Annotated in this window: 13 protein-coding genes; 6 read left to right on the top strand and 7 right to left on the bottom strand. The window is 73.2% G+C overall.

The window, feature by feature from the left end:
* Positions 1-296: 296 nt before the first annotated feature.
* On the top strand, positions 297-728 hold the full coding sequence (locus ACPC54_RS03000) for a Zn-ribbon domain-containing OB-fold protein (RefSeq protein ID WP_498960515.1): 432 nt from the start codon (positions 297-299) through the stop codon (positions 726-728).
* A gap of 169 nt (positions 729-897) precedes the next feature.
* Here ACPC54_RS03000 and ACPC54_RS02995 read toward each other — a convergent pair whose 3' ends face one another.
* The 4 genes from ACPC54_RS02995 to ACPC54_RS02980 form a co-directional block, all read right to left on the bottom strand.
* The gene (locus ACPC54_RS02995) at positions 898-1,860 is read right to left on the bottom strand and encodes an electron transfer flavoprotein subunit alpha/FixB family protein (protein ID WP_498960513.1); all 963 of its coding nucleotides are present in this window, start codon (positions 1,858-1,860) and stop codon (positions 898-900) included.
* 45 nt (positions 1,861-1,905) lie between these two features.
* Entirely contained in the window at positions 1,906-2,691 is a 786-nt protein-coding gene (locus tag ACPC54_RS02990; RefSeq protein WP_369182496.1) for an electron transfer flavoprotein subunit beta/FixA family protein, read from the bottom strand.
* Between the two features lie 459 nt (positions 2,692-3,150).
* Entirely contained in the window at positions 3,151-3,774 is a 624-nt protein-coding gene (locus ACPC54_RS02985) for an FMN reductase (RefSeq protein ID WP_498960511.1), read from the bottom strand.
* The gene (locus ACPC54_RS02980) at positions 3,771-4,880 is read right to left on the bottom strand and encodes an LLM class flavin-dependent oxidoreductase (protein ID WP_498960509.1); all 1,110 of its coding nucleotides are present in this window, start codon (positions 4,878-4,880) and stop codon (positions 3,771-3,773) included. Before ACPC54_RS02980 ends, ACPC54_RS02985 begins: the two co-directional genes overlap by 4 nt.
* A gap of 142 nt (positions 4,881-5,022) precedes the next feature.
* Between ACPC54_RS02980 and ACPC54_RS02975 the strand changes: the two genes are divergently transcribed.
* Positions 5,023-5,784, top strand: coding sequence for a PP2C family protein-serine/threonine phosphatase (locus ACPC54_RS02975; RefSeq protein WP_498960507.1), 762 nt, complete (start codon positions 5,023-5,025; stop codon positions 5,782-5,784).
* Positions 5,785-5,866: 82 nt separating this feature from the next.
* On the opposite strand, the gene ACPC54_RS02970 is transcribed toward ACPC54_RS02975, so the two are convergent.
* A complete protein-coding gene (locus tag ACPC54_RS02970; protein ID WP_498960505.1) occupies positions 5,867-8,149 on the bottom strand; it encodes a M9 family metallopeptidase in 2,283 nt (760 codons plus the stop codon).
* A 249-nt stretch (positions 8,150-8,398) separates the two neighbouring features.
* Positions 8,399-8,983: a DoxX family protein gene (locus ACPC54_RS02965; RefSeq protein WP_498960503.1), complete on the bottom strand. Its 585-nt coding sequence runs from the start codon at positions 8,981-8,983 to the stop codon at positions 8,399-8,401.
* Between the two features lie 189 nt (positions 8,984-9,172).
* On the opposite strand from ACPC54_RS02965, the gene ACPC54_RS02960 reads away from it, so the two are divergent.
* Together ACPC54_RS02960 and ACPC54_RS02955 are read left to right on the top strand one after the other, a co-directional pair.
* The gene (locus ACPC54_RS02960; protein ID WP_498960501.1) at positions 9,173-9,793 is read left to right on the top strand and encodes a TIGR03086 family metal-binding protein; all 621 of its coding nucleotides are present in this window, start codon (positions 9,173-9,175) and stop codon (positions 9,791-9,793) included.
* A gap of 136 nt (positions 9,794-9,929) precedes the next feature.
* The gene (locus ACPC54_RS02955; RefSeq protein ID WP_498960499.1) at positions 9,930-10,388 is read left to right on the top strand and encodes a hemerythrin domain-containing protein; all 459 of its coding nucleotides are present in this window, start codon (positions 9,930-9,932) and stop codon (positions 10,386-10,388) included.
* Positions 10,389-10,419: 31 nt separating this feature from the next.
* On the opposite strand, the gene ACPC54_RS02950 is transcribed toward ACPC54_RS02955, so the two are convergent.
* Complete coding sequence (locus ACPC54_RS02950; protein WP_498960497.1) at positions 10,420-11,208, bottom strand: VOC family protein; 789 nt, start codon at positions 11,206-11,208, stop codon at positions 10,420-10,422.
* Between the two features lie 452 nt (positions 11,209-11,660).
* Between ACPC54_RS02950 and ACPC54_RS02945 the strand changes: the two genes are divergently transcribed.
* Entirely contained in the window at positions 11,661-12,341 is a 681-nt protein-coding gene (locus ACPC54_RS02945) for a TetR/AcrR family transcriptional regulator (RefSeq protein WP_498960495.1), read from the top strand.
* Positions 12,342-12,496: 155 nt separating this feature from the next.
* The gene (locus tag ACPC54_RS02940; protein ID WP_498960493.1) at positions 12,497-14,020 is read left to right on the top strand and encodes an MFS transporter; all 1,524 of its coding nucleotides are present in this window, start codon (positions 12,497-12,499) and stop codon (positions 14,018-14,020) included.
* The last annotated feature ends 123 nt before the right edge of the window (positions 14,021-14,143 follow it).

Raw genomic sequence — 14,143 nt, 5'->3', positions numbered from 1 at the left:
CCGCCGCATACGGAGCGATCTTCGCCTCGGCCAGCGAACGCACCGCCTCGCGAAGCATCTGGTGCTCCTCGGAGATCCGGAAGAGATCGAAGTCCTGGCCCATGACGGCACTCCTGTTCACGACGGTACTCAGTACCCTTCATTATGCATGCGCGCAGCAAAAAGGGAACTCAGTGCCTTCACATGGCGGCACTGAGTTCCCTATCCTTTTTTCTGCCGAACTTCTGCCGAACGATCCGGTCCGATCGCAGCCCCAGCGCAGCCGAGCGCAGTCCGAACGCAGGGAGACGAACAGCGTGGTCCACTCAGTCATCGACGCCGACAGCAGCTGCACCACGCTGTACTTCCAGCGCTGCGCCTGGTGCGGCAACCCGACCTTCCAACGGCTGCTCTGCCCCACCTGCGGCTCCACCGACCTGCGGCTGGAGCCCAGCGAGGGCACCGGCGTGGTCCGGCGCTGCGAGGTCGAGCAGGCGCGCACGCCGCTGGTCCGCCAGAAGTCACTGATCCGGATGGCGGAGGGCTTCGACGTCTGGTGCATCGTCGGCGGGCTGCGCAGCACCGTGCCGGTCGGCACCCGGGTGCGGCTGGAGCCGGTCGAGGGCGACCAGTCGGAGCTGCGGCTGCTGCCCGTGGAGGAGGCCCGGCCTTCGCCGGACACCGAGCCGCGCCCGCTGCCGCCCGTCCAGGGCGGCTTCACCCAGCACCTCGCCGCGTTCGCCGACTGAGCGTCCGGCGGGCGCCGGAGCGCGGTTCCCGGGGTACCGGGTGCCGCGCCCCGGCGGGCGGCGGACGGACGCCGAAGGGCGTGGCCCCGGGGGTACCGGGTGCCACGCCCTTCGCGTGCCGTGCGGGCCCGTACGGGCCTCGGGCCGTACGGGGGGCGGTGCGGGAGGATCAGGCCTTGCGGGCCTTCGCCTCGGCGGTCAGCTGCGGCAGGACCTCGAAGAGGTCGCCGACCACGCCGTAGTCGGCGAGCTCGAAGATCGGGGCCTCGGGGTCCTTGTTGACGGCCACGATGGTCTTCGAGGTCTGCATGCCGGCCCGGTGCTGGATGGCGCCCGAGATGCCGTTGGCGATGTAGAGCTGCGGGGAGACCTGCTTGCCGGTCTGGCCGACCTGGCTGGTGTGCGGGTACCAGCCGGCGTCCACGGCGGCGCGCGAGGCACCGACCGCACCGCCCAGCACGTCCGCGAGCTCCTCGACGACGCCGAAGCCCTCGGCGGCACCGACGCCGCGGCCGCCGGAGACCACGATCGCGGCCTCGGTCAGCTCGGGGCGGCCGGTCGAGACGCGCGGGGTGCGCGAGGTGACCTTGGCGGCGTTGCCGGTGAACTCGACCGACACGTTCTCGACGGCGCCGGCGGCCGGAGCGGCCTCCGGGGCGACCGAGTTCGGCTTGACCGCGATGACCGGCACGCCGTTGCTGACGCGCGAGTCGACGGTGTACGAGGCCGCGAAGACGGACTGGGTGGCGACCGGGCCACCCTCACCCGCGCGGACGTCCACGGCGTCGGTGATGATGCCGGAGCCGATCCGCAGCGCGACGCGGGCGGCGACCTCCTTGCCCTCGCCCGAGGAGGTCACCAGCACGGCGGCCGGGGCGGCGGTCCTGGCGATCTGGGCCAGGGCGTCCACCTTGGGGACGACCAGCTGGTCGGCGAACTCGGCGCCGTCGACGACGTACACCTTGGCGGCGCCGTACTCGCCGGCCTTCGCGGCGATGTCGGCGGCCGCGGCACCGGCGCCGAGCACGACGGCGGACGGCTCACCGATGCGGCGGGCCAGGGTCAGCAGCTCCAGGGCCGGCTTGCGGACCGCACCGTCGGCGTGGTCCACCAGGACGAGAATCTCAGCCATTGCTCAATGTCTCCGTGTTTCGCTGGGTCAGGGGGTGGGGCCGGCTCAGATGAACTTCTGGTCGGCGAGGAAGGCGGCGAGCTGCTTGCCGCCCTCGCCCTCGTCCTTGACGACCGTGCCCGCGGTGCGCGCCGGACGCGCCGCCACCGACTCGACCGCCGTCCACGAACCCGCCAGGCCGACCTCGTCCGCCTCGATGCCCAGGTCGTCCAGGTCCAGCGACTGCACCGGCTTCTTCTTCGCCGCCATGATCCCCTTGAACGACGGGTAGCGGGCCTCGCCCGACTGGTCCGTCACCGAGACCACGGCCGGCAGCGCGGCCTCGACCAGCTCGGTCGCCGCGTCACCGTCACGACGGCCCTTGACCACGCCGCCCTCGACCGACACCTCGGACAGCAGCGTCACCTGCGGCACACCCAGACGCTCCGCCAGCAGCGCCGGCAGCACACCCATCGAACCGTCGGTCGACGCCATGCCACCGATCACCAGGTCGAAACCGGTCTTCTCCAGCGCCTTCGCCAGGATCGCCGACGTCCCGATCACGTCCGTGCCGTGGATGTCGTCGTCGTTCACGTGCACGGCCTTGTCCGCACCCATCGACAGCGCCTTGCGCAGCGCGTCCTTCGCGTCGTCCGGACCGACCGTCAGCACCGTCACCTCGGCGCCCTCGTTCGCCTCCGCGATCCGCAGCGCCTGCTCCACGCCGTACTCGTCCAGCTCCGACAGGAGGCCGTCCACACCCTCCCGGTCGGTGGTGTGGTCGTCCGAGAAACGACGGTCACCCGTCGCGTCCGGCACGTACTTCACGCAGACGACGATCCTCAAGCTCATGAGCGGTCTCTCCTGTCACGGGTGCGCGGGTGCACTGTCCACGGCCTCAGAGCATCCGAGGGTACTGAGTGCCAAGTCCGGACCGGCCGCGCCCCGCGCGCCGCGAGCGCCACCTGGACCGGCATGCCGTGTCGGCTCTCTTCGACTGGCGTCAGAGGCTCCACCGAGAGAATACGGCACTCAGTACCCCTGGTAAAGGCACTCAGTACCCTTCCCGCCCGGGAGGGGTGGCCGCGGGCGAACGATCCTTGCACGCCAAGGCGAACCTCCTGTCGCCGGGGCCGGCGGGCGGCTATCGGCCGGCGGCGGGCGGCGGGGCGTCCAGGATCGGCATGAATCTGATCATCCGTACGATTACACCGCACAGCGGATGTTCCGGCGCGGCCGACACTCACCCGGACGGCCGGGAGGGGCGGGTGCGCCGCGCACCCGCCCCTTCCGGTTCCCGCCCGCTCCCGCTCAGGCCCGCAGCGCCGCCAGCTGCTCGGCGAACGGGACCACCTGCTCGGGCAGAGCGAGCCCGGCCGGGCCGCGGCCGGCCAGCAGCGCGGCGAGTTCGCCGCCCGCCCGGTCGATCCGGCCCGGCAGCCCCGCGGTGAGGGCGTCGCCCGCGGTGCCCCAGTCGTCGGTGGCCGCGTAGACGGCGGTCGGCAGCACCACCGCGCGCAGATAGCTGAACAGCGGCCGCACCGCGTGCTCCAGGGCGAGCGAGTGCCGGGGCGTGCCGCCGGTGGCCCCGATCAGCACCGGCTTCCCGGCCAGCGCGTCGTGGTCGATCACGTCGAAGAAGGACTTGAACAGGCCGCTGTAGGAGGCGGTGAAGATCGGGGTCACCGCGATCACCGCGTCCGCCTCCGTCACCGCCGCGACCGCCTCGCGCAGCGCGGCGGCCGGGAAGCCGGTGACGAGGTTGTTCGCGATGTCCACCGCGAGGTCCCGCAGTTCGATCACCGTGACCTCCGCCGTCCGCCCGTCCAGGGCGAGCCGCCGCACGGTCGACCCGGCGAGCCGGTCGGCCAGCAGGCGCGTCGAGGACGGCCTGCTCAACCCGGCGCTCACCACCGCCAGCCTGAACGCGGTCACTCGGCCACCTCCGCCTTCTCGTTCTCGTCCTTCTCGTCGCGGGCCGCGACCAGCGCGGCGTGGGTCGGCCCGTCCGGCACCCCGGCCGGGCGGCCCTTGGCGAACTCCGCGCGCAGCACCGGCACGACCTCCTCGCCGAGCAGGTCCAGCTGCTCCAGCACGGTCTTCAGCGGCAGGCCGGCGTGGTCCATCAGGAACAGCTGGCGCTGGTAGTCGCCGAAGGTCTCGCGGAAGCCCAGCGTCTTCTCGACGACCTCCTGCGGGCTGCCCACGGTCAGCGGGGTCTGCGCGGTGAACTCCTCCAGCGAGGGCCCGTGCCCGTAGACCGGCGCGTTGTCGAAGTACGGACGGAACTCGCGCACCGCGTCCTGGGAGTTCCTGCGCATGAACACCTGCCCGCCGAGGCCGACGACCGCCTGCTCGGGCGTGCCGTGGCCGTAGTGGGCGTAGCGCTCGCGGTACAGCTCGATCAGCTTCTGGAAGTGCTCCTTGGGCCAGAAGATGTTGTTCGCGAAGAAGCCGTCGCCGTAGTAGGCGGCCTGCTCGGCGATCTCCGGGCTGCGGATCGAGCCGTGCCAGACGAACGGCGGCACGCCGTCCAGCGGGCGCGGGGTCGAGGTGAAGCCCTGCAGCGGGGTGCGGAAGCGGCCCTGCCAGTCGACCACGTCCTCGCGCCACAGTTGGTGCAGCAGCGCGTAGTTCTCGACCGCGAGCGGGATGCCCTGGCGGATGTCCTTGCCGAACCACGGGTAGACCGGGCCGGTGTTGCCGCGGCCCATCATGACGTCCACCCGGCCTTCGGCGAGGTGCTGGAGCATCGCGAAGTCCTCGGCGATCTTCACCGGGTCGTTGGTGGTGATCAGCGTGGTCGAGGTGGACAGGATGATGCGCTCGGTCTGCGCGGCGATGTAGCCGAGCATGGTCGTCGGCGAGGACGGCACGAACGGCGGGTTGTGGTGCTCGCCGGTCGCGAAGACGTCCAGGCCGACCTCCTCGGCCTTGCGCGCGATGGCGACCATCGCCTTGATCCGCTCGTGCTCGCTGGGCGTGCGGCCGGTGGTCGGGTCGGCCGTGACGTCGCCGACGCTGAAGATTCCGAACTGCATGCTGCTCACGCTGCTCACCACACTCCTGGTCGGGCCGGGGCCCTCGCCCTATGTCGTTCAACTTTCAACCACACTAGCACCCGGGCGGCGGCCCGTATTCCCCCCGACAATGGGAGGAGGGCTCCGGAAGGGCGGCGGACCGATGGCGGCGTACATCGCGGTGAGCGCGCTGAGCCACGAGGGCCTGGTGCGGGAGCACAACGAGGACAGCCTCGCGGTCGGCCCCTGGACGCTCTGCGCCACCGTGACCGCCAACCCGCAGACCCTGCTCTTCCCGCTCGGCCCGCCCTGCGTGGTCGCCGTCGCGGACGGCCTCGGCGGGCACCCCGGCGGCGAGGTTGCCAGCGCCCTGGTCGCCCGTCGGCTCGCGGCGGCCGGCGCCGGACTGGACGGCGAGGAGGCCGTCCGGGCCGAGCTGCAGGAGTGCAACCGGGCCGTCTACGCGGCCACCGCCGGGCAGCCGGAACTGGCCGCGATGGGCACCACCGTCGCCGGGCTGGTGCTGCTGCCCGAGCGGGCGGTGGCCTTCAACGTCGGCGACAGCCGGGTCTACCGGATCGACGGGGACGGGCTCAGCCGGGTCAGCGTGGACGACAGCCCGCCGCTGCCGCCCGGCCGCCGCACCACCTCGGTGGTCACCCAGACCCTCGGCGGCTCGCTCGGGCTCACCTTCGTCGAACCGCACGTGCGGACCGAGCCGCTGCTGCCCGGCGACCGCTACCTGGTGTGCAGCGACGGCCTGACCGACCCGGTGCCGGAGGAGGAGCTGGCCGAACTGCTCGCCCGGCCGGACGAGGGCTCCGGACGGGCGGACGGCAAGGCCGCGTTCGAGCTGTGGAAGGCGGCGATCGAGGCCGGCGGGCCGGACAACATCACCTTGGCGCTGGTGCGGATCGGCGGGTGACCCCCGGAGGAATTCCGCCCGGACGCCGGACCGCCCCGGCGAGGGTCGCCGGGGCGGTCGGTGGTGCCGTGCTCGGGTCCGATCAGAACTGGCCGGCGACGCTCACCCCGCTGAAGCCCTGCTGGGCGTAGAGGCTGAAGTAGACGTAGCCGGCCGGCGGGTTGGTGACGGTCAGCGTCTCGGAGTTGTCCGGGCCGGCCGAGCGCGTCGTGTAGGCGTTGGTGTAGGCCCAGCCGTTCGGGCTGTAGTAGAGGTCGCCGTTGCCCGTGCCGCCGCTGCTGGTGACGGTCAGCCGCTGGGTGCCGGCCGGCACCCAGACGTAGAAGTGCGCGTAGTTGCCGGTGGTGGCGGCGACGTTGCTGCGGCCGCAGTCGGCGGCCAGCTGCCGGGTGTCGGCGGCGGTGCACTCGGGCACCTGCGGGACGGTCGGGGTGGTCGCGCAGCCGCCGTTCGCGCAGCCGGTCAGCCAGCTGTCGAAGCCGGCGTCGTAGCGGGTGCCGATGGTGGTCTTGAGCAGGGTGCGGGCGCCGGCCCAGTCCCCCACCCGGTACTTGGCGAGCACGGCGTCCAGGTCGGCGCGGTGCTGCTCCAGCATGTAGCGCACGGCCAGGTAGCCCCAGCGGTACACCCGCTCCTGGTCGCCGTAGACGGTGTCGAAGAGGTCGCTCAGCCTGTAGGTGTGCCGGGCGGCGGCCGCGATCGCGCCGTCGTTGACGGCCTTGCGGTAGGAGTAGGAGACGTACTCGGCGAAGCCCTCGACCCACCAGACGGTCGGGGTGGTCATGCCGGCGTCGAAGTCGCCGTACATGTCGAAGCGGCCGTCGAGGTAGTGGGTGTACTCGTGGTTGAGGTTCCAGATCTGGAACGCCGGGCGGGCCCATTCGGCCTCGTAGCAGAGGAAGCGCGGCTGGTTGCCGACGACGTTCGGCTTGCCCTCCAGGTACATGCCGCCGTTGTTGGTGTCGATGCCGTAGATGGCGGCGGCCAGCACCTGGTAGTCGAGGGAGGAGTGGAAGACCACGACCTCGATCGTGGTGTTGCCGTCGTCCTTGACCGGGCCCTTGTCGCGCGCCACCGAGTGGAAGTAGGCGTCCTGGCCGGTCAGGCTGGAGCAGGCGGTGGTCAGCTGGGTGCCGTCGAGCGCCTGGGCGATCAGCTTGATGCTCGGGCTGCAGGTGTAGCTCACCGTCAGCACACCGGACTTGAGCCGGTCGGAGGCGTTGCACACGCCGTAGTACGAGCAGTTGGCGGCATCGTAGTAGCCGACCGCCTCGGCGACCGCGGCCCACCCGTGGACGGTGCGGCCGTTCGGCGCGGACTGCGCGGCGAGCGCCTGGACGAGCGGGCGGACCTTCGGCTGGAGGGCCGGGTACTTCAGGAAGCGACCCAGCTCCTTGGTGGCGTTGTAGACCAGCACGTCGTAACCGCCGCCGAGTTGGTCGTTGTTGCGGACCGCGAAGGCGGACAGCGCGTCCAGCACGCTCGGGTCGGCCTGGACGGCCGCCACGAAGTCGGGCAGCTGGTGGCCGCGGAACAGCACGGTGAACGCCGGGTTCACCGCCCACGCCATGCCGGCCGGGTTCCAGGTGGCGCTGTCGTAGCCGCTCAGCAGGCGCTTGACCACCCCCAGGTAGCGGGTGTTCTCCTGCGCACTGTCGATCAGGGTGACGGCCTCGCCGAGGATCGGCGCGTTGCCGGCCGCGACGTCGAGCGCGTGCGCACTGCCGAAGAAGGCGTCCAGCGCCGGGCGGATCGCGCCCTGCAGCGCGCTGCCGTACGGGCCGACGTCGCTCTTGTGGTACCACTGCACGAAGTAGCCGGCGCGCAGGTAGAGCACCAGCTGCTCGACCGAAGTGCTGTTGTCGCCGGGGTGGTTGGCGGCCGCGTCGCGCAGCGCGTTGGCCACCGTCACCATCTGCGGCTCACGAAAGGCGTCGTACGCGTTCGCGCCGGTGAGCTGGAACAGCTGGTTGACGCACTGCACCTCGGCGGAGGTGATCCGCTGCACCAGCGCGCTGCCGGTGCGGCTGGTGAAGTCGCCGACGTTGCAGGGCTGTTCGGCGGCGAGGGCCCTGGCGGCGGGCTTGGCGTCGGCGGGCACGGTGTCCACCGGGAGCGGTGCGCGCCGGTCGGCGGAGGTGAACTGCCGCTCGTCGCCGTCCGGTTGGGCCGCGCCGGTGGCCGGCTGCGGGGCCAGCGCGGTGGGGGCGGTGCCGGCCGGGGGCGTGCCGCCGCTCTTCGTGGGGGCGGTGGCGGGGGCGGCGTGGCTGAGCGGGGCGAACAGGCCGAGCGCCAGCAGCAGGGTCAGGGTGAACGTCAACAATCGTGCCAGCTGCGGGAGTCGCAGCGAGCGTACGGGACTCACGTGGGGGCCTCCGGGCCGTCGTCGGCCGCACTGGGGGTACGGCCGGTGGGGGTGGCGAGGACCGTTGGCGACGGGCCGCGTGGGGGCGGTTCCGCCGGGAGCACGGTGGGGAGTGTGACATGTACCATGGCACATATGACGTAACGTTGAGAAGCCCTTTACCGACGATTGATGCGCGGCCGCCCGCCCGGAAAAGCCCGGGAGCCGTGGTGACCGATCGTCACCACGGCTCCCGGGCGGTGGAGTCGGCTACTTCCGGAGCAGCAGCACCGCCCCGGCCGTCGCCAGGCCGACCGCCACCGCGGCCGCGCCGTACACCAGTCGGTGCGCGCGCAGCACGGGCAGGAAGCGGTCCACGGCGTAGCGGCCCGGGCCGGTCAGGGCGAGCGCGGCGGCGGCCGCCGTCAGCAGCAGTTCGTACTCGTCGCCCTTCGGCGCGAAGAAGCCGCCGCCCCAGGTGACGGCGATCGCGTTGACCATCGTGCCGACGATCGCGGCGCCGGCCAGCGGGGTCACCAGGCCGACCGCCAGGGCGAGTCCGCCCAGGGTCTCGGTCAGGCCGGCGACGACGGCCATGGCGTGGCCGGCCGGGTAGCCGCTCATGGTGAAGAACTGGCCGGTGCCGTCGAGGCCGCCGCCGCCGAACCAGCCGAACAACTTCTGGCTGCCGTGCGCGGCCATGGTCAGGCCGAGGGCCAGGCGCAGCAGCAGGAGCCCGGCGTCGTAGGCGTGCGGGGAGGTCGCCGCGGGGGCGGTTCCCTCGCGGGTCGGGCGGGTGGTCGTGGCGGTGGCGGCCGCGGTGGGGGCGGTCGTGCTCGGGCTGCTGCTCGGCATGCGCGTCTCCATCGGTCGGGGTCGAGGGTCGGGGTGGGGTGGGCGGCCGGGCAGGGGGCGGCGCCCCGCCGTGCCGTTGTTCAAATTTGAACCGGCCGCTCTTCGACCGTACCTCGGAGTTCGAATTTGAACAACTGACGGACCGTGGGCGAGGTGCGCCCCGCCTGCGGGCCGGGGCAGGGTGGAGGCATGGCCCGAAACCCGCACGCCCAGGACCCCGCCCAGGCCCACGCCCAGGACCCCGCCCAGGCCCCCGGCCCCTACTCCCAGGCGCTGGCCGCCTTCGACGAGCGCGTCCGGCTCATCACCCCCGGACAGTGGGACTCCCCCACCCCGTGCGCCGACTGGAGCGTCCGCGACCTGGTCAACCACCTCACCGGCGAACAGCTCTGGGTGCCCGAACTGCTGATGGGCGCCACCATCTCCGAGGTCGGCGGCCGCTTCGACGGCGACCTCCTCGGCAGCGACCCGGTCGCCGCCTGGACCGCCGCCGCCCGGGCCGCCGAGCACGCCTTCGCCGTCCCCGGGGCCACCGAACTGATCGTCCACCTCTCGGACGGGGACGCCTCCGGCCGCTACTACCTGGACCAGCTGACCACCGACCTCGTCATCCACAGCTGGGACCTCGCCACCGGCCTCGGACACGGCACCCGGCTGCCGGAGGGCCTGGTCGACTTCGCCCTCGAACAGATCGGCGACTACGGCGACCTCTCCGCCAGCGGCCTCTTCGACCCGCCCGTGCCCGTCCCCGCGGACGCCGGACCGCAGACCCGGCTGCTCGCCCTCACCGGGCGGCGCGACCAGGAGTGAGCCCGCCGGGCCCCGGGCGCTGCTCCGTCCGGCCGTCCCTCGGTGCCGCGGCCGGTCCCGCGACGCCGGATACTGGACAGTACGGGGGCCGGTATCCCGCGGCCGCCCGTGACTCCGTGCGAAAGGCGGGCGCGCCATGAGCCGCAGGCCGGACATCCTCGCCGAGTTCACCGCCGACCACCGTGAGCTCGGCGCCCTGCTCGACCGGGTCGAGGCGGCCCCCGAGGGCTCCGCCGAACGCGGCGAGCTGCTCGCCCGGCTCACCGACCTGCTGTTCACCCACTGCGCCGCCGAGGAGGAGCACCTGTTCCCGGTGGTCCAGCACGACGTCCCGGACGGCGGGGCGCTGGTGTTCCGCGGCATCCACGACCACCTGGCCATCGGGCAGTACCTCTCCGACCTCCAGGGCCTGCGGCCGGCCGACCCCGCCTTCGCCACCCTGGTCCGCGGCCTCGCCGACACCCTGCGACGGCACCTCGGCAGCGAGGAGGAGGTGCTCTTCCCGGCCACCCGCAAGGCCCTGCCCGCGGCGGCGCGCACAGCCCTCGGCGACCGGCTGCGGGCCGAGCGGGCAGGCCTCGGGCCTCCGGACTGACCGGCCGGGGGGCCGCGTCAGCGCCGCGGCCTCACCGCTTCGGGCTGATCACCGCGAACCGGGCGCCCTCGCCGTCCCGCAGCCGCGCCACCCGCCCGTACGGCGAGTCGAAGGCCGCGCCGACCGCCGCGCCGCCCAGCTCCACGGCCCGGGCCAGCGCCCGGTCGGCGTCCGGGACGGCGAAGGACACCTCCCAGTGCGGCGGCAGCCCGGCCGGGCCGCTCGGCTGCGCCTTCGCCAGCGCCGCGACGCTGTGCCCCTCCGCCCGCAGCACCACCCGGTCGTGCTCCCAGCGGACCTCGAAGCGCTCCGGGTCGCGGCCGTCCCAGCGGAACACCTCGCCGTAGAACAGCGCCGCCGCGAACGGGTCCGGGGTGCGCAGCTCGATCCACACCGGCGCCCCGGGCAGGTCCAGCCGCCGGGCGCGGCCCGGCGGGCCCTCCCAGATGCCGAACGGCGCGCCGGCCGGATCGGCGGCGAAGGCCACCCGCCCGGCGTCGAAGGCCAGCGGGCCGACCGCCAGGGTCGCGCCGCGCTCGCGCACCGCGTCGGCGGCGGCGTCGGCGCTCTCCGTCCCGAAGTAGGCCGTCCAGGCGAGCGGGATCGCCCCGCCAGCCGCCTCGCCCAGCCCGGCGACGGCCTCCCCGCCGGCCACCGCGTGGACGTACGGGCCGAAGCGGTCCGGCCCGGGCTCGAACTCCCAGCCCAGCAGCGGCCCGTAGAACTCCTTCGCGCCCTCCAGGTCCCGGGCCGTCAGGCTCACCCAGCACGGCACGGCCGCCACGCAGCGCACCTCGGCGGCCGTCTCACCGCTGCCCATCGCGAACCTCCTCGCCCACCCGGCCGCCGGGCCGCTCCCGACTCCCACGGCCCTCCGGCCGCCCGGGACGCCCACAGCCTAGGCCGACACCCGCACGGCCCCCGGGAAGGCATGGCCGGGCTCAGCGCACCCAGTTCTTCAGCGGCTCGGTGTCGAGGGCGATGCCCACCGGGTCGGGGAGCTGGACGGTCCTGCCGAAGGCCAGGGTCTGGACGGACTCGTAGCGAGTTCCTCGAACTCCTCGGGCCGCATCTGCGGGCGGGCCGACCCGCCGAATGCCGTCGTCATGCGGCGACCGTAGGCGACAGGTCGGACATTCCGGCAGCGAGAAATGAGAGGGACTGCATGTGACGCAGGTCACAGCAGGAGGGGAAATAGCGGGGACGGAATCCCCGTTTTCGACTACGTTGGCTAAGCGGGGAGAAGTTCCCCGGTATCTTGGAGGAGTCGTCGTGACCACCGCAGCCGTCGAGTCGGTCCGCCCCGAGGGGAGCGTGCGTGCGCCGAAGTTGCGCGCGGACGCGAGCCGGAACCGGGAGCGGATCGTGCTGGCGGCCCGGGACGCGTTCGTCGAGCACGGTGCGGACGCGCCGCTGGACGAGATCGCGAAGCGGGCGGGGGTCGGCAACGCCACGCTGTACCGGAACTTCCCGGACCGCGCGGCGCTGATCCGCGAGGTGGCGCTGCTCGTCAAGAACCGCGTCCTGGCCCTCGCCGAAACGGCGACGGCGGAGGCCGCGGCCCCCGGCGGCGGCGGTCCGTTCGACGCTCTGCAGCGGTTCGCGCACGCGGCCGTCGCGGAGAAGATCGGCGGGCTCTGCGCACTGTTCACCAGCCACGTCGACCCGCACGACCCGGAGCTGGCCGAGATCCGGGAGCGCCTGCGGTCCGCCGTGAGCGGGCTGATGGAGCGCGCCCGGGACGCGGGCGAGCTGCGGCCGGACGTCGACCACGGCGACCTGTTCATCGCGATCAGCCAGCTGACCCGGCCGCTGCCCGGCACCTCCTGCCAGCTGCTCGACGGGTTCGTCCACCGGCACCTGCAGCTGTTCCTGGACGGCCTGCGCACCCCCGCCCGTTCGACGCTGCCCGGCCGGGCCGCGACCTTCGAGGACTTCCAGCCCAAGCACTGACCACCGCACCGACCCCGGCACCGACCCCGTGACGCCCCGACCGGCCGCCACGGCCTTATCCCCGCACGCCCGACTCCCGTACGGCAGGCAGCCCCGCCGCGACGGCGACCGACCGTGCCCGCCCGCACCCCACGCACCGTGAAGTGAGTACCCCCATGTCCCAGACCGACGCCCGCCCGGCGACGCCGGCCGATCCCAGGCGCTGGAAGGCCCTGATCTTCATCGGCCTCGCCCAGCTCATGGTCGTCCTCGACGCGACCATCGTGAACATCGCCCTGCCCTCCGCCCAGCGCGACCTGGGCATATCCGACGGCAACCGCCAGTGGGTGATCACCGCCTACGCGCTGGCCTTCGGCGGCCTGCTGCTGTTCGGCGGCCGGATCGCCGACCTGTGGGGCCGCAAGCGGACCTTCGTGGTCGGCCTGACCGGCTTCGCCCTGGCCTCCGCGCTCGGCGGCGCCGCGGCCAACACGGCGATGCTGCTCGGCTCCCGCGCGCTGCAGGGCGTGTTCGGCGCGCTGCTCGCGCCGGCCGCGCTGTCGCTGCTCGCGGTGACCTTCACCGAGGCGAAGGAGCGCGCCAAGGCCTTCGGCATCTACGGCGCGATCGCCGGCGGTGGCGGCGCCATCGGCCTGATCCTCGGCGGCCTGCTGACCGAGTACATGAACTGGCGCTGGACCTTCTTCGTCAACATCCCGTTCGCCATCGTGGCCGCCATCGGCGCCGTGATGGTGATCCGCGAGCCCGCCGAGGGCCGCAACCGCAACAGGCTGGACGTCCCCGGCGTGCTGCTGGTGACCACCGGCCTGGTCTCCCTGGTCTACGGCTTCACCCGCGCCGAGTCGAGCGGCTGGCTGGCCGGCAGCACGCTGGCGCTGTTCGCCGCGGCCGCCGTGCTGCTGACCGCGTTCGTGCTGGTGGAGCGCCGGGTCAAGGCCCCGCTGCTGCCGCTGCGCGTGGTACTGGACCGCAACCGCGGCGGGGTGTACCTGTCGCTGGGCCTGGCCGTGATCGGCATGTTCGGCCTGTTCCTGTTCCTGACCTACTACCTGCAGGTCGTGCGCGGCTACAGCCCGGTGCTGACCGGCGTGGCCTTCCTGCCGATGGTGGCGGGCATGATCACCGGCTCGACCCAGATCGGCGCCCGGCTGATGACCCGCGTCCCGGCGCGCTACCTGATGGCGCCCGGCTTCCTGACCGCCTCGGTCGGCATGTTCCTGCTGACCCACATCGGCATGGACACCTCGTACCCGGCACTGGTCCTGCCCGGCCTGATCCTGATGGGCCTCGGCATGGGCACCGCGTTCATGCCAGCGATGAGCCTGGCCACGCACGGCGTCCAGCCGCGCGACGCGGGCGTCGCCTCGGCGATGGTGAACACCTCGCAGCAGGTCGGCGGCGCCATCGGCACCGCGCTGCTGAACACCATCGCGGCCAGCGCCACCAGCACCTGGCTGGCCTCGCGCACCGCCGCCTCGCCGGACGCCGCCAAGGCCCTGCAGCTGCAGGGCATGGTGCACGGCTTCTCGACCGCGATCTGGGTGTCCTTCGGCATCCTGGTGGCCGCCGCCACGATCGCCTTCACCCTGATCAACGCCGGACGGCCGGGCGCGGCCGGCGGCGCGGGCTCGGAGGCCGGCGCGGCGCGGCACGACGAGGTGCCGGTGATGGCGCACTGACCCGCGTACCGGCCCCCGCCGTGGGGTGACTCGGGTGCGTACGCGGCCCGTCCGGTGTCCTTCGGGGCTCCTGGCGGGCCGCTCACCGTTTCCGCCCGGGCGCGCACGACCACCTCGCCCGGG

The organism is Kitasatospora sp. NPDC094028 (assembly GCF_049543595.1).
Taxonomy (GTDB): Bacteria; Actinomycetota; Actinomycetes; order Streptomycetales; family Streptomycetaceae; genus Kitasatospora.
This window is presented reverse-complemented; position numbering and strand designations above follow the sequence as displayed.

What these genes read in the sequence shown, in the direction of transcription:
- ACPC54_RS02995 (WP_498960513.1), bottom strand. Translation starts at nt 1,860, where the DNA reads ATGGCTGAGATTCTCGTCCTGGTGGACCACGCCGACGGTGCGGTCCGC.
- ACPC54_RS02990 (WP_369182496.1), bottom strand. Translation starts at nt 2,691, where the DNA reads ATGAGCTTGAGGATCGTCGTCTGCGTGAAGTACGTGCCGGACGCGACG.
- ACPC54_RS02980 (WP_498960509.1), bottom strand. Translation starts at nt 4,880, where the DNA reads ATGCAGTTCGGAATCTTCAGCGTCGGCGACGTCACGGCCGACCCGACC.
- ACPC54_RS02975 (WP_498960507.1), top strand. Translation starts at nt 5,023, where the DNA reads ATGGCGGCGTACATCGCGGTGAGCGCGCTGAGCCACGAGGGCCTGGTG.
- ACPC54_RS02965 (WP_498960503.1), bottom strand. Translation starts at nt 8,983, where the DNA reads ATGCCGAGCAGCAGCCCGAGCACGACCGCCCCCACCGCGGCCGCCACC.
- ACPC54_RS02960 (WP_498960501.1), top strand. Translation starts at nt 9,173, where the DNA reads ATGGCCCGAAACCCGCACGCCCAGGACCCCGCCCAGGCCCACGCCCAG.
- ACPC54_RS02955 (WP_498960499.1), top strand. Translation starts at nt 9,930, where the DNA reads ATGAGCCGCAGGCCGGACATCCTCGCCGAGTTCACCGCCGACCACCGT.
- ACPC54_RS02950 (WP_498960497.1), bottom strand. Translation starts at nt 11,208, where the DNA reads ATGGGCAGCGGTGAGACGGCCGCCGAGGTGCGCTGCGTGGCGGCCGTG.
- ACPC54_RS02940 (WP_498960493.1), top strand. Translation starts at nt 12,497, where the DNA reads ATGTCCCAGACCGACGCCCGCCCGGCGACGCCGGCCGATCCCAGGCGC.